The sequence below is a fragment of the Nocardia sp. CA-120079 genome (assembly GCF_050955745.1).
Lineage (GTDB): Bacteria > Actinomycetota > Actinomycetes > Mycobacteriales > Mycobacteriaceae > Nocardia.
This window is the reverse complement of record NZ_CP192088.1, coordinates 5,212,263-5,225,910: the sequence shown is the minus strand read 5'-3', so window position 1 is coordinate 5,225,910 and position 13,648 is coordinate 5,212,263. Positions and strand designations below refer to the sequence as shown.

Annotated in this window: 13 protein-coding genes; 11 read left to right on the top strand and 2 right to left on the bottom strand. The window is 65.5% G+C overall.

All coding sequences use genetic code 11. The annotated features are described in order from the left end of the window. The first annotated feature begins 17 nt into the window (after positions 1-17). Together ACQPYR_RS24040 and ACQPYR_RS24035 are read left to right on the top strand one after the other, a co-directional pair. Positions 18-1,253, top strand: a complete 1,236-nt coding sequence (locus ACQPYR_RS24040; RefSeq protein WP_433621213.1) for a cytochrome P450 — start codon at positions 18-20, stop codon at positions 1,251-1,253. Positions 1,254-1,300: 47 nt separating this feature from the next. After that, entirely contained in the window at positions 1,301-2,797 is a 1,497-nt protein-coding gene (locus tag ACQPYR_RS24035) for an acyl-CoA carboxylase subunit beta (RefSeq protein WP_433621212.1), read from the top strand. A 114-nt stretch (positions 2,798-2,911) separates the two neighbouring features. Here the strand turns inward: ACQPYR_RS24035 and ACQPYR_RS24030 are convergent, their stop codons facing one another. After that, complete coding sequence (locus ACQPYR_RS24030) at positions 2,912-3,742, bottom strand: SDR family oxidoreductase (RefSeq protein WP_433621211.1); 831 nt, start codon at positions 3,740-3,742, stop codon at positions 2,912-2,914. Here ACQPYR_RS24030 and ACQPYR_RS24025 point away from each other — a divergent pair. The 6 genes from ACQPYR_RS24025 to ACQPYR_RS24000 all read left to right on the top strand — a co-directional run bounded on the left by ACQPYR_RS24025 (position 3,717) and on the right by ACQPYR_RS24000 (position 10,690). Continuing rightward, on the top strand, positions 3,717-4,406 hold the full coding sequence (locus ACQPYR_RS24025; protein WP_433621210.1) for a hypothetical protein: 690 nt from the start codon (positions 3,717-3,719) through the stop codon (positions 4,404-4,406). The two genes, ACQPYR_RS24030 and ACQPYR_RS24025, sit on opposite strands and share 26 nt — an antisense overlap. Before the next feature lie 330 nt (positions 4,407-4,736). Further along, entirely contained in the window at positions 4,737-5,939 is a 1,203-nt protein-coding gene (locus tag ACQPYR_RS24020; RefSeq protein WP_433621209.1) for an amidohydrolase family protein, read from the top strand. A gap of 13 nt (positions 5,940-5,952) precedes the next feature. Beyond that, positions 5,953-7,578 (top strand): AMP-binding protein, encoded by a 1,626-nt coding sequence (locus ACQPYR_RS24015; protein WP_433635228.1) that lies wholly within the window; start codon positions 5,953-5,955, stop codon positions 7,576-7,578. Next, on the top strand, positions 7,575-8,414 hold the full coding sequence (locus tag ACQPYR_RS24010; protein ID WP_433621208.1) for an amidohydrolase family protein: 840 nt from the start codon (positions 7,575-7,577) through the stop codon (positions 8,412-8,414). Before ACQPYR_RS24015 ends, ACQPYR_RS24010 begins: the two co-directional genes overlap by 4 nt. A gap of 31 nt (positions 8,415-8,445) precedes the next feature. Continuing rightward, positions 8,446-9,480 carry an acyl-CoA dehydrogenase family protein gene (locus tag ACQPYR_RS24005; RefSeq protein ID WP_433621207.1) on the top strand — a complete coding sequence of 345 codons (1,035 nt, stop codon included), beginning with the start codon at positions 8,446-8,448 and terminating at the stop codon, positions 9,478-9,480. 13 nt (positions 9,481-9,493) lie between these two features. Next, positions 9,494-10,690: an acyl-CoA dehydrogenase family protein gene (locus ACQPYR_RS24000; RefSeq protein WP_433621206.1), complete on the top strand. Its 1,197-nt coding sequence runs from the start codon at positions 9,494-9,496 to the stop codon at positions 10,688-10,690. A gap of 68 nt (positions 10,691-10,758) precedes the next feature. On the opposite strand, the gene ACQPYR_RS23995 is transcribed toward ACQPYR_RS24000, so the two are convergent. Further along, positions 10,759-10,905 (bottom strand): hypothetical protein, encoded by a 147-nt coding sequence (locus tag ACQPYR_RS23995; protein ID WP_433621205.1) that lies wholly within the window; start codon positions 10,903-10,905, stop codon positions 10,759-10,761. 20 nt (positions 10,906-10,925) lie between these two features. Between ACQPYR_RS23995 and ACQPYR_RS23990 the strand changes: the two genes are divergently transcribed. From ACQPYR_RS23990 to ACQPYR_RS23980, 3 genes are all read left to right on the top strand, one after another. Beyond that, entirely contained in the window at positions 10,926-11,840 is a 915-nt protein-coding gene (locus tag ACQPYR_RS23990; protein ID WP_433621204.1) for a TIGR03619 family F420-dependent LLM class oxidoreductase, read from the top strand. Between the two features lie 88 nt (positions 11,841-11,928). Beyond that, positions 11,929-12,930, top strand: coding sequence for an aromatic ring-hydroxylating oxygenase subunit alpha (locus tag ACQPYR_RS23985; RefSeq protein WP_433621203.1), 1,002 nt, complete (start codon positions 11,929-11,931; stop codon positions 12,928-12,930). Then, a complete protein-coding gene (locus ACQPYR_RS23980; RefSeq protein WP_433621202.1) occupies positions 12,927-13,547 on the top strand; it encodes a cysteine hydrolase in 621 nt (206 codons plus the stop codon). The genes ACQPYR_RS23985 and ACQPYR_RS23980 overlap by 4 nt, the downstream gene beginning before the upstream one ends. The last annotated feature ends 101 nt before the right edge of the window (positions 13,548-13,648 follow it).

The window sequence follows — 13,648 nt, the reverse complement described above, 5'->3', positions numbered from 1 at the left end:
GAACGGAAGTGCCGCTGATGAGTATGTCGATCGCCGACGAAGCCGCGAAAGTACTTGCGGAACCTGCTGCTTACGCCGATGAGGCGAGATTGCACGCCGCATTGACCGAACTGCGGGCCAAGGCTCCGGTATCGCACGTCGACGTGCCCGGGTACAAACCATTCTGGGCGATCACCAAACATGCCGACGTCATGTCGATCGAGCGTGCCAACCAGGTGTTCACGAATTGGCCACGGCCGGTGCTGATGACCGCCGCGTCCGACGACATGCAGGCCGCGGTCGGTATTCGCACGCTGATCCATATGGACGATCCGCAACACCGCATCGTGCGCGCGATCGCCGCGGATTGGTTCAGCCCGAAAGCCATGAAGGCCATGGGCGAACGGATCGAACAACTCGCGAAACGCTATGTCGACAAGATGCGCGACGCCGGTGGCGAATGCGACTTCGTCCAAGAGGTCGCGGTGAACTTCCCGCTGTATGTGATCATGTCGCTGCTCGGCGTCCCCGAGACCGATTTCCCGCGGATGCTGAAACTTACCCAGGAACTGGTCGGCAGTGACGACGACGAACTCAAGCGCAGCACACCTTCGGACGAGACGATGAACTCGCTGCTCGAGATGTTTCAGTACTTCCAGCATCTGACAGCGTCGTGGCGGGAGAACCCCACCGGCGATCTGGGGTCCACGATCGCCAACGCCCGGATCGACGGCGAGCCGCTGTCGGACGTCGACACCATGTCGTACTACGCCATCATCGCCACGGCCGGGCACGACACCACCAGCAGCAGCATCTCCGGTGGACTGCGCGCGCTGATCGAGCACCCCGACCAGTTGGCGCTGCTGCGCGACAACCCGGGGCTGATTCCGCAGGCGACCGAGGAGATCATCCGCTGGGTCACGCCGGTCAAGGCTTTCATGCGCACCGCGGCCGTGGACACCTCGGTGCACGACGTCGCGATCGCCGCCGGGGAATCGGTCCTGCTGTCGTATGTGTCGGCGAACCGGGACGAGGACGCCTTCGACGACCCGTTCCGCTTCGACATCGAGCGCGAGCCCAATAAACATGTCGCCTTCGGATTTGGTGTGCACTTCTGTCTGGGCGCCGGACTGGCGCGGATGGAGATCAATAAATTCCTCACCGAACTGCTGCCGCGGCTGAGCTCGATCGAGCTGAACGGTGTGCCCGAATTAACGGCGACAACCTTCGTCGGCGGACTGAAACATCTTCCGATTCGCTACTCCCTCAAGTGACCGGAATGCGCGACCGACGCGAACGATCAACGGATGAGGACGCAGCGATGACGAATGCGCACACCTGGAAGGAAACGCTCGAGGATCTCGAGCGGCGCCGGGCGCATGTGCACGGCCTCGGCGGGCCCGAGCGGGTCGCCAAGCACCACGGAAAAGGCAAGCTGGACGCCCGGGCGCGCATCGAACGGCTGCTCGATCCGGGTACGTTCCAGGAGTTCGGCACTCTGGTCGGCGGTGAGATCGCGGCCGACGCGATCGTGACCGGCTCGGGTCTTGTCAACGGCTTGCCGGTGATGGTCGGAGCGGAGGACTTCACGACGCTGGCGGGCACCATCGCGCCGGGCAGCAACGCCAAACGATATCGGCTGGCCGAACTGGCGGTGCGCGATAAGGTGCCGCTGGTAATGCTGTTGGAGGGCGCGGGTTTCCGGCCCACCGGCGACCATTACGGGCGCACGCCAACAGATCTGCTGGCCCAGGCGAAATGCTCCGGCCGAGTACCGATGGTCACCGGGGTACTCGGTCCCTCGGCCGGGCATGGTGCGCTCATCGCGCCGGTATCGGATTTCGCGATCATGAGCCGCCAGGGCGCGATTTTCACCGCCGGGCCGCCGGTGGTGAAAATGTCGACGGGCGAGGACATTTCGAAGGAAGATCTCGGTGGGCCGGACGTCGCGCTCCCGAGTGGGGTGATCCACAATCTCGCCGAGACCGACGAGGCCGTGCTGGACGAGATCCGTCGCTACCTGTCCTACTTCCCGCCGAGTGCGTGGTCCTATCCGCCGGTGTACCTTCCCGACGATTCCACCGGGCCGCGGGCCACGCCGGAACTGCTCGACATCATCTCCCGCGACAATCGGCACACCTACGACATGCGCGCCGTGCTGGACGTGGTGTTCGACGGCACCGATTGGTTCGAGGTGCAGCCCGATTTCGGCACGGCGATCATCTGCGCGCTGGCCCATCTCGGTGGCCACCCGGTTGCCGTAGTGGCCAATCAGCCGCAAGTGCTCGCGGGCTCGATCGATGCCGACGCCGCCGATAAGGCCGCCCATTTCATTACGGTCGCGGACTCCTTCCATCTGCCGATCATCTTCCTGGCCGACAATCCGGGCATGCTGCCGGGTGGCGAATCCGAGCGGCAAGGCGTATTGCGCAGCGGCGCAAGGATGTTCGTCGCGCAGACGGCCGCGACAACACTGAAGGTGCACCTGACCCTGCGCAAGGCGTACGGGTTCGGCTCCATGGTGATGTCCTTGATCGGGTTCGACGGCCAAGAGGCGACCTTCGCGTACCCCGGAGCCACCATGGGCGCGATGAGCGCGGCGGCGCTGAGTCATGCGTCGCAGGCGGAGGAAGACCTCGCGGCCTCGCTGCGCGAGATGGAATTGCAGGCGTCCTACCATTCCGCGGCGCATATGGGTTTCGATGAACTCATCAGCCCCGAGGAGACGCGAAACGCCCTGCTGCGGTCCGTGCAACGGGGAATCTATGCCCGGCAGGCAGCTGCCGAACCGGTGACCCGCACTGTCATCATGCCCTGACCGAGTCTCGCAGGGGGAGGCCTCGGATATCGAGAGGCGCCGGACAAGCGTTCGGCGCCTCTCCTGGCGGCCTGTGTCCCGACGAGTGCGTCGGTAGTTGAATTATCCTGCGGATCAATGTGTTTCGGCGGCGGCCATGCCGAGGAAGGCGGCCACCACGCCGCCGTCCACCAGCAGATCGGTGCCGGTGGCGAAGGCCGCGTCCGGGCCGAGTAGGAAGGCCGCCGCGGCGGCGATATCGTCCGGTGTGCCCGTTCGCTTGGCCGCGGACATGCCGATCATGGCGCGCATCCCGTCTCCGGTAACCGCTGAGGACAGTTCCTGACGCCCCATCGGGGTGGAGATGACGCCAGGGCTGATGGTATTGATCCGTGCACCGCGTTCGCCCCACGGCACGCTCGCGGCCCGGACCTGTAAATGGTTGGCCCGCTTGGCGATTGCGTAGGCCGGGCCCGGTTCGAGCGCATCGGGGGCGAGGGCGGGCAGGTTCAGCAACTCGTCGGTGGGGGTCGTGGCCAGCGCCGCTTCCAGATCCGCGGGCACGCTGCCCATATATCCGCCCATGCTCGCGATGACCACACCGGCCCCGCCGGATGCGACGACTTGGCCGAATTCCTCGAGCACCAGGCCGACGCCGAGGAGGTCCACCCGCAGGATCGCCGCCGTCGGCGCCTGTGCGGGGGAGAGCCCGGCGGTGTGCACGATCTGGGTGATCGGTCCGAGGGCTTGCGCCGTTTTGGCTAGTTCGGCGACCGACTCGCGGGCGGAGACGTCCACGTGCGCGGCGGTGACCGTGTGACCCTCGTCCGCCATGGCGTCCGCGGCGGTCCGCAGTGTGATTTCGTCGAAATCCGCGAGCAGTACGTGTTTGCCACCGGCCTGCCGCCGCGCGATCGCCCGGCCCATTCCACCGGCGCCGATGACTACCAGCACGTCACGAACCACGGTCGTCTCCATTCATGCGATCGGGCGACATTGCCCGATAATCGTATTCTTCTACAAGGATAACGCTATTATCGCCTGGGTGGATTCGAAGGAATTCCGCCCGCCGGTATTACTGTATCAATTACAGTATGGCTGTTTTGCTGTACTCCGAGATGGGATTTCCATGCGCGATTCATTCCTTCGCACTGCCGCGGCGTGTTGTGGTCTGGCGGTCCTCGCGGCCGCGGCTCTGACCGGTTGCTCGGACAACGACTCCAGCACCGCCGCAACTACGTCGGCCGCCTCGTCCAATGCTACGGCTGCCGTGGCCCAGGCTGATTCGGCGACCACCAAGGCGGTCACCGACGCGTACGTGACCTTCTTCAACGGCGCGGCGCCGGCGGATCAGCGGATCGCGGCCGTGGAGAAGGGGCAGGACTTCGGGCCGGTGTTGCAGGCGCAATCGGGCAACCCGCAGGCGCAGGGCACCTCCGCCACGGTTTCGGCGGTGAAGTTGCTCGACGCCGCCCATGCCGATGTCACCTACACCCTGCTGATGGGTGGCAATCCGGTGCTGCCGGATCAGGTCGGTCAGGCGGTCAAGGACGGCGCGCAGTGGAAGGTCGCCGCGACGACCTTCTGTAGCCTACTGGCGCTGCAGGGGGGTCAATCCACGGCCTGCTGACTCACGCGCACCGAGAGCGCCCGGGTACCGGAACAACGTTCGGTACTCGGGCGCTCGGCGTTGGACGGTCGGTGCCCACGGCCGGGCGTCAGCCTTCGGTGGAACCCTTGTGCAATGCGCTACTGATGGGTATACAGTAGACATATCTATTCGACCTGCGGCAGGTCGCTCGGTAGCAGGAGGTGGCATCCGGAATGGGCTGTCACACCGCACTATTCGGCCAGCTTGGACCGCGCTGCGAGGCCGCGGGCACCGCTGTCGTCCAGGCCGGTGCTCGGGCCGGCCATCGGACAGGTCGAAACGACCATCCGGCGAATTGAAAGGATGCTGATGACTGCGCTCGACTACCAGGCGATCGACGTCGACAACCACTACTACGAGCCGCTGGACGCGTTCACTCGGCACCTGGACAAGAAGTTCCGGCGGCGGGGCGTGCAGATCGTCCAAGACGGCAAGTACCACACGGCGATCATCGGCAACCGGGTGAACCGGTTCATTCCCAATCCCACCTTCAACCCGATTATCGTGCCGGGCTGCCTGGATCTGATCTTCCGGGGTCAGGTTCCCGAGGGCGTGGATCCGGCGACGCTGATGCAGGTCGAAAGCCTGGAAATGCGGCCCGAATACCAAGATCGGGATGCCCGCGTGGCCGTGCTCGACAAGCAGGGGATCGAAACGATCTTCATGTTCCCGACCTTCGGCTGCGGCGTGGAGGAGGCACTCAGGGACGATGTCGAGGCGACGGCGGCGTCCTTGCACGCCTTCAACCTGTGGCTGGACGAGGACTGGGGTTTCGACCGGCCCGACCACCGGATCCTGTCGGCGCCGATGATCTCGCTGGCCGATCCGGCGGCCGCGGTCGCCGAGGTCGATTTCGTGCTGGCGCGTGGCGCACGTGTCATCCATATCCGGCCCGCCCCCGTGCCCGGTGTCGGCAAGCCGCGCTCGCTCGGTGATCGCTCGCACGATCCGGTGTGGGCGCGACTGGCGGAGGCTGATGTGCCGGTCGCATTCCACCTCGGCGACAGCGGATATCTGAAGATCGCCGCCATGTGGGGCGGCAAGGATACGTTCGAGCCGTTCGGACCCGGGGACGCGCTGGACAAGATCCTCGTCGACGACCGCGCCATCCACGACACCATGGCCTCACTGATCATCCACGGCGTCTTCGATCGGCATCCGAAGCTGCGGGCCGCCAGCATCGAGAACGGCTCGGACTTCGTGCACCGGCTGGCCAAGCGGATGAAGAAGCTGGCCAACCAGTCGCCGCGCGCCTTCCCGAACGATCCGGTCGACACCCTGCGCGAGCACGTGTGGGTGGCCCCGTACTACGAGGACGATCTGCCGCTGCTCGCGGAAAAGATAGGCGCCGAGCGCATTCTGTTCGGCTCGGACTGGCCGCACGGCGAGGGACTGGCCGAGCCGGTGGACTTCACCGAAGAGCTGACCGCGTTCGACGCGACCGACGTGCGAAAGATCATGCGCGACAACGCTCTCGAATTCCTGGGGCTGCCCGTCGCAGCCACCGCGTGAAATCGAGGCCGTGTTGACCGAATGGAGTATCGGGGCCGTCTTCGACGCTGTCGCGGCGGCGGTGCCGGACCGGACGATGACCGTCTGCGGCGACCGGCGCAGCACCTTCGGCGAGTCGGCGCTGCGGACCCGACGGTTCGCGAACTTCGTCGCGGCTCGGGGTTTCGGTGAGCACACCCCGCGGCACCGGCTCGACCGGTGGGAGTGCGGTCAGGACCGCATCGCCCTGCTCATGCGCAACGACCGGTATCTCGACGCGCTGATCGGGTGTGTGCAGGCGCGTGTCGTCCCGGTGAATATCAACTACCACTACACCGCGCGCGAGATCCGGGAGTTGCTGGCCTATGTTCGGCCGCGCGGCATCGTCTACCACCGGTCGTTCGGGCCGGTGGTAGCCGAGGCCGCACCGGACGACGTGGAACTGCTGATATCGGTCGACGACGGTAGCGACGCCACCGAGCCGGCGGGCACGGTGGCTTTCGAGGACGCGGTGCGTCTCGGTGACGCCGACCGGGTCATCGCGACGACCTCCGACGATGTGGTCATGCTGTGCACCGGCGGCACGACCGGACGGCCGAAGGGTGTGCTGTGGCGGCAGAGCGATTTGTATGTGTCATCGATGAACGGCGCCGATCACGACTCCGCGGTGGCGCTGCACGATCTCGCGCGGATGACCGGGCAGGTCTGGTTCGCGGTGTCGCCGCTATCGCACGCCGCGGGCATCATGACCGCGCTCGCGGGACTGCTGGCCGGGCAGACGGTCGTGCTGTACGACGATCGCAATCCCTTCGATCCACGCATCGCGCTGGAAACCGCCCAGCGCGAGAACGCCGCGCTGATGACGATCGTCGGTGACGCCTATGCCGGACCGCTGGTGCGTGAAATGCGTGCGCGCTCTTACGATTTGTCATCGCTGCTCGTGCTCGGGACCGGGGGAGCGGCGACCAACCCGCAGCACAAACGGCAACTGCTCGAATTGCTGCCGCACGTCATGCTGGTCGAGGGTTATGGAGCCTCGGAGACCGGCGGTATGGCCTTCGGGCGTAGTCGGCACGGTGCCGAGGTCGAGACTTTCGCCCCGGGCCCCGGTGCGACCGCGGTGTCACAGGACCGGACCCGTTTTCTCGCGCCCGGCGACACCGAGATCGGGTGGGCGGCACGAATCGGCCGGGTTCCCCTGGGCTATTTCGACGACCGCGCGGCCACCGAACGGACATTTCCGGAGATCGATGGGCAGCGCATGGCCATTCCCGGTGATCGGGCGAGCGTCGATGCCGATGGCACGCTCCGGCTGCTCGGTCGCGATTCGCTGGTCGTCAATACCGGCGGTGAGAAGGTTTTCGTCGAAGAGGTCGAGGAGGTGCTGCGGGCGCATCCGGGGGTATTCGACGCATTGGTGGTGGGACGGCCGAGTCCGCGCTGGGGTCAGGAGGTCGTCGCGTTGGTGTGCCCTCGGGCGGGGGAGGACGTCACCGATGTCGCACTGCGGCAAGTGTGCAAACTCGAGCTCGCCGGATTCAAGGTGCCGAAGGAATTCATTTTCGTAGCGGAGATCCGACGCCTCGGCAACGGTAAGCCTGATTACCGCTGGGCCGCGAAACGTGTGGTGCCGGGCGTCGCGGAGGAAATTGGGGCATGACAGTGCGCAAAGTAATCGACTGCCTGGTCAATGTGCATTTCGGTGAGCGAGACCAACCGGACTGGATGCTGAAGGTCAGGGATGACTATTTCAAGGGACCGGCGTCGTTGTACGCGCAGGTCGATCTCGCCGAATTGCTCGACGAGATGGACGAGCAAGGCGTCGAGAAGGCGGTCCTGATGTATTCGATGGCGAAACCGTCGAAGACCGCGCTGAAATTCGTGGAAGCGCGGCCGGACCGATTCGGTCTGGCGATCAACGGGGTCGATCTCCTGCATCCGATTCCGTCCCTGCGTGAACTCGATGCGCTGGTGAAAGATCTGCCGGTGGTCTACACGACGGCGGGGCCCAGTTTCTGGGGCGACGGTCGATACCCGCCCACCGATGCGGTCTACTATCCGCTGTACTACAAATGTGCCGAGCTGGGTCTGCCATTGTGCATGAATACCGGACTGCCGGGGCCGCCGATTCCCGGTGAAGTGCAGAATCCCATTTACCTGGATATGGTGTGTTTCCGATTCCCGGAGCTTCGGCTGTGCATGATTCACGGCGCCGATCCGTGGTGGGATATCGCGATTCGGCTGCTCATGAAATACGAGAATCTTCGTCTCATGACCTCGGCGTGGTCGCCCAAGCGGCTGCCGGACAGCCTGGTGCATTTCATGCGGACCCGGGGCAAGCAGAAGGTGATCTTCGGCTCGGATTGGCCGGTGCTTCGCATGAGCAGGGTGGTGCCGGAAGCACTGGCGCTCGACCTCCCCGAAGACGTGCTGGGTAACTATCTCTACAACAACGCACAGGAATTCTTTTTCGGTGACCCAGCGGTCGCCGACTGAGCCGCGCGCCGGAACGAGGAGCAAGGGAAATATGGACCGCTACGAATTGCGCAGGCAGGATTACAGCCTGTCGGAAGACCAAACGGAACTCCAGGCGGCGTACGCGAAGTTCTTCAAAAGCCGGTGCCCGCTCGAGGTAGTGCGCGCGGCCGAACCGACGGGATTCGACAAGAATCTGTGGGAGCAGCTGTGCGGTACCGGCGCGACCACCATGGCGCTGCCCGAATCCGTGGGCGGTGACGGCGCGACGCTGGTCGACCTCGCACTGGTCGCAGAGGAACTGGGCCGCGCCATCGCGCCGGTGCCGTGGATCGATCACGTTTGCGCGGCGCGTCTGCTGGCCCGGCTGGGCGCGTTAGCGGCCGATGCCGATGTGGTGGAAGGCAGACAGCTGGTCGCGCTGGATCCGCGCATCGACGCCGCAGCGGGAATCCGGCTCATCCCATCGGGGGCGGTCGCCGATCGGATCATCGTCCGCGACGGCGACGATATCGTCGCGCTGAGTTTCGCCACCCGACCGGCGAAGGTCGACAATATCGGCCGCCTGCCCATGGCGTGGGTCGATCCGGCGGTCGCCGATGGGCGGATCGTGCTGGCCAGTGGCGCCGAGGCGCTCGCGCACTATGAGCGCGCCCTCGACGAGTGGCGGGTGCTCACCGCGGCCGCGCTGGTCGGGCTCGTCGAAGAGACGATGCGCATCGCGGCCGAATTCGCGAAAACCCGCTACACGATGGGTGTTCCGATCTCGACCCTGCAGGGCATCTCCCATCCGCTGGCCAATATCGCGATCGTTGTGCAGAGCGGGCGCAACCTGGCTCGGCGGGCCGCCTGGTTCCTCGAGTACGAACCCGATATCCAGCCCGGACTCGCGGCGGCGGCCTTCGTGTATATGGCCGAGGAGGCCGCCAAGGCGGCCACCATGGCCGTGCACGTCCAGGGCGGACTGGGTGTGACTACCGAGTCGGCCGCCTCGGCTTATCTGGTGCGGGCCCGGGGCTGGCCGCTGGCGGCGGGTGATCCGGGTGCCAGCGCCGTGCGGGTCGCCGAACTGTTCGCGCGGGCTTAGGACGGAGCTGACAATGGACTTTTCTCTGGTTGAACTCTCCGCCGAGGACGCGGCCTTCCACGATCGGGTGCGAAAGTTTCTCGACACCCATGTCACCGACGAGGTGCGGCGCCGCGATCGCGAAACCGGCGACAACTTCGATGCGGGCGTGCATCTGGCCATGGGCGCCGAAGGGTGGCTGACCGCCGAGATGAACACCGGCGCCGACGGCGGGATGACCCGCGTGCAGCGGCGCGTCTGGGATCTGGAGAAGCGGCGCGTGCACGTGCCCTGGGTCACCTGGGGCACCACCATCATCGTGGCGCAATCCGTCGAACAGTTCGGATCTGCCGAGCTGCGCGCGGAGGTGCTGCCGCGGGTGCTCACCGGCGAGGTCCGGTTGTGCCTGGGCTACACCGAGCCCGAGGGCGGGTCCGATGTCGCGACGTGCAAGACCCGCGCGGTTCGCGACGGGGACCAGTGGGTTATCAACGGCGCCAAGATGTTCACCACCGGCGCGCACAATTGCCAGTACGTCTTCCTGATCGCCAATACCGATCCCGAGGCGCGAAAACACAAGAGCCTCACCATGTTCCTGGTTCCGTTGGACACCCCTGGTATCGAGATTCAAGGCATCCGGACGGTGGACGGTGACCGCACCAATATCGTCTACTACAGCGACGTTCGGATCGATGACAAGTATCGGCTCGGCGAGGTGAACGAGGGCTGGCGCGTGCTCATGGAGCCGCTCAGCGTCGAGCACGGCGTGGTCGACGTTTCGGCGGACGGCCTGCAGGATGTGTCGGTACTGGTGCATCAGGGCCTGGTGATGGCGGCGTCGGCGGACAAGGTGACGGCGATAGCCGCGCGGCGCGGTCCGGACGGTAGTCGGCTACTCGACGACGGATCAGTCGCGTATCGGCTCGGCCGCAGCATCGCCCGGACGGAGGCCGCGCTGTCGGCGCCGAATATGTTCGGCCGGGTCGCGATCGCACAGGCGATGCGTGACATCGCACCCGATCTGATGGACATCCTCGGTTCCGCTTCCACGTTGCCGATCGACACCGACGGCGCCATCGATGACGGCGGCGCCGAATACCTCTACCGCTGGGCGCCGCTGTGCGGAATCTACGGCGGCACACTCGAGGTCTTCCGCAACCTGATCGCGCAGCACGTGCTCGGTCTCGGACGTCCCAACTATGCCGCGCCGGCCAAGGCGAAGACGAGCTGAAAAGGAGCATGTGGCTATGCCGTCACGAAATGATCGTTGAACGGGTTCGGCGGTCGGATCCGGCGGCATCAGCCGGCATCCAGGCATTGTTTCGCGCCGTACCTCGATTCGTGACCAATCCCCAGGCGGGCAGCGGGCACAACATCGGCGTGAGGCGCGACGCCGATGCCGATCACCTCGGCGTGCTCTCGTTCGTCGAGGAATGCGCGCTGCACTCGACAAGGAGACCAGCGCAATGAAATACGTGCTCGAATATCCGAGCGAGCTGCCGACCGCCTCCGATGCGTTTCTGCGGCCGGAGGTGATTCGCGCGATCGTCACGGCGGCCGAGGAGTCCGGATTCTCGGCGGTGGCATTGAGCGAACATCCGGCGCCGTCGCTGAAATGGCGGCGCAACGGCGGGCACAACACCCTCGATCCGATCGCGGCGCTGAGTTTCATGGCGGGCGTCACCGCGCGAATTCGGTTGCTGACCAACCTCTATGTCCTCCCGTTCCGCAACCCATATCTGTCCGCGAAGGCGCTCGGCAGCCTGGATATCGTCTCGGGCGGGCGGTTGATCGCCGGTGTCGGTGCGGGCTATCTCCGAGCGGAGTTCGCCGCCGTAGGCGTGCTGCACGAACGCCGCGCCGAACTCCTCGACGAGGCCTTGGGCGCGCTGCGGCGGATCTGGACCGAACCCGAAAAGCCGGTCGAGGGAAGAGATTTCGCGGCACCGGGGTCGCTGTGGTTGCAGGCCCCCGTGCAACGACCGCATCCGCCGATCTGGATCGGTGGCAATGGTCCGGCGGCTCTGCGGCGGGTGGTCCAGCACGGCGATGGCTGGATGCCGATCATCGCGGGTGCGGATATGGCCGCCGCGATGCGCACCAAGGCCATCGAGAATCCCGATCAGTTCAGTGACGGCGTCACCGAACTGCGTCGGCGGCTGGCCGCCGCTGGCCGTGACCCGGATTCGGTCGACGTGCAGGTGGTATGCCCGCATCTGGATTTCGCCGACGCGGACACGGTGCGCACGGCCGGGGCCTACCTCGACGATCTCGAAAAGCGCGGTGCCGGTTGGGCGGTGGTGCACGTCGACGGTTCGAGCCCCGAAGCGGCGGCGAATTTCGTCCGGACGTTCGGGAAGGTCGTCATCGCCGATCGATGACCACAGAGGGTCGCGAGATCCATGCCATATGTATTACTGTAACTCTATCAGTATCGGCGGTTTCCGCCCTCTCGACTGGAGGTGTCATGTGAAGGTCCCCTTCACCTGGAAGGTCACCGGGTGGTTCATGGTGGGGTGGTCGGCTGAATTTCCGCAAGGTGAGGTTCGCCCGCTCCGGTACTTCGGCGAGGACTTGGTCGCCTACCGTGACGAATCCGGTGAACTGCACATATTGACCGGGCACTGCCGCCATCTCGGTGCCCATATCGGCTACGGCGGCAAGGTGGTCGGCGACTGCGTCGAATGCCCGTTCCACGGTTGGCGCTGGGGCCCGGACGGCACCAATCGCCGCATTCCCGGCGAGGACCGGACCAACCGCGGGCTGCGGTTGCGGGTCTATCCGGTCAACGAGCAGAACGGCTGCGTGTTCATGTGGCATCAGCCCGATGGCAAGGAACCGCAGTGGGAGATGCCCGATATTCTCAGGCTGTTCCCGGAACTCGAGATCGACCCGGATAACTTCTACCGGCCGTATCCGGAGTTCTCCCGCAAGACCGAACGCGAGCCGGTGCATCCGCAGGTCGTGTTGGAGAACGGCCCGGACAGTCTGCATTTCGAGTACGTGCACGGCGCCACCGTCACCCCGCGGATGCTGGACTACAGCGTTGTCGACCACACCTGGAACTTCCTCACCGGCTGGCCCGACGCGCGCAGTGACGATCCGGACAAGATGGCATTGAAGATCCACGCGCAGATGTTCGGTCTTGGCGGCTCCATCAGCGCGTTCGACGGATCGTCCAGGCATCGGCTTATCTTCGCCACGACACCCGTCGACGACGAATGCTCGGATCTGTTCTATTCGATCTGGTGGCCGCGCAATCCGGGTGACGATTCCGATGTCCCGCCGCCGGCGGTTCGCGAGCGCGTCGAGAAGCAGTTCCTGGTCACCGTGTGGGAAGACTTGAGCATCTGGCGTCATCAGAAGTACGTCGAGCGTCCGCCGCTCTCGCCCAAGGACGCGAAACCATATCTGTCGCTTCGCAAGTGGGCCACCCAGTTCTACGACATTCCGCCGGTCGGCACCGCGTGAGTCGGCTCGCGCTGCCGGATCTGGTCGCGCCCGAGCACACGGCCATCGTCACCCAGGAGTGCCAGGGCGCGGTCGTCGGGCCCGAGGCCGGTCTGCCCGCCCTGGCGGATGAGGCGCGTCGCGAGGCACTGCCCAATATCGGCAAGTTGCTGCCCGCGGCGCGCGCGGTCGGAGTTCGGGTGGTGCACTGCGTGGTATCCCGACGAGCCGACGGCCAGGGCTCCAATCACAATGCCAAGCTCTTCGCCGTCGGCCGCCGTGGTGTCGAGGTAACTCCCGGCAGTGTCGGAGCGACGCTGCTGCCGGAATTCGGGCCGGAATCGAGCGACCTGGTTCTCACACGGCAACACGGCCTCGGCCCCATGGGTGGCACCGATCTGGACGCGGTGCTCCGCAATCTCGGTGTCTCGACCATCGTCGCGGTCGGGGTGTCTCTCAATGTGGCCATCCCCAACCTGGTCATGGACGCGGTCAATGCCGCCTATCACGTTGTGCTGCCCCGCGATGCCGTCGCGGGGGTGCCACGGGAGTACGGAGCCGCCGTCATCGAGAACACGCTGTCGCTACTGGCCGCCGTGACCACGACCGAGGACCTGCTGCAAGCCTGGGGCCGATAGGGATACCTTGCGGCCGAGCTGGATCCCGCTTCGGCGGACGGCTGGAACCGGATGTGTGAGCGCCTGTGGGATCTGGAGAGACGGCGGGTGCAGGCGCCTCG

What these genes read in the sequence shown, in the direction of transcription:
- ACQPYR_RS24040 (WP_433621213.1), top strand. Translation starts at nt 18, where the DNA reads ATGAGTATGTCGATCGCCGACGAAGCCGCGAAAGTACTTGCGGAACCT.
- ACQPYR_RS24035 (WP_433621212.1), top strand. Translation starts at nt 1,301, where the DNA reads ATGACGAATGCGCACACCTGGAAGGAAACGCTCGAGGATCTCGAGCGG.
- ACQPYR_RS24025 (WP_433621210.1), top strand. Translation starts at nt 3,717, where the DNA reads ATGACTACCAGCACGTCACGAACCACGGTCGTCTCCATTCATGCGATC.
- ACQPYR_RS24020 (WP_433621209.1), top strand. Translation starts at nt 4,737, where the DNA reads ATGACTGCGCTCGACTACCAGGCGATCGACGTCGACAACCACTACTAC.
- ACQPYR_RS24010 (WP_433621208.1), top strand. Translation starts at nt 7,575, where the DNA reads ATGACAGTGCGCAAAGTAATCGACTGCCTGGTCAATGTGCATTTCGGT.
- ACQPYR_RS24005 (WP_433621207.1), top strand. Translation starts at nt 8,446, where the DNA reads ATGGACCGCTACGAATTGCGCAGGCAGGATTACAGCCTGTCGGAAGAC.
- ACQPYR_RS24000 (WP_433621206.1), top strand. Translation starts at nt 9,494, where the DNA reads ATGGACTTTTCTCTGGTTGAACTCTCCGCCGAGGACGCGGCCTTCCAC.
- ACQPYR_RS23990 (WP_433621204.1), top strand. Translation starts at nt 10,926, where the DNA reads ATGAAATACGTGCTCGAATATCCGAGCGAGCTGCCGACCGCCTCCGAT.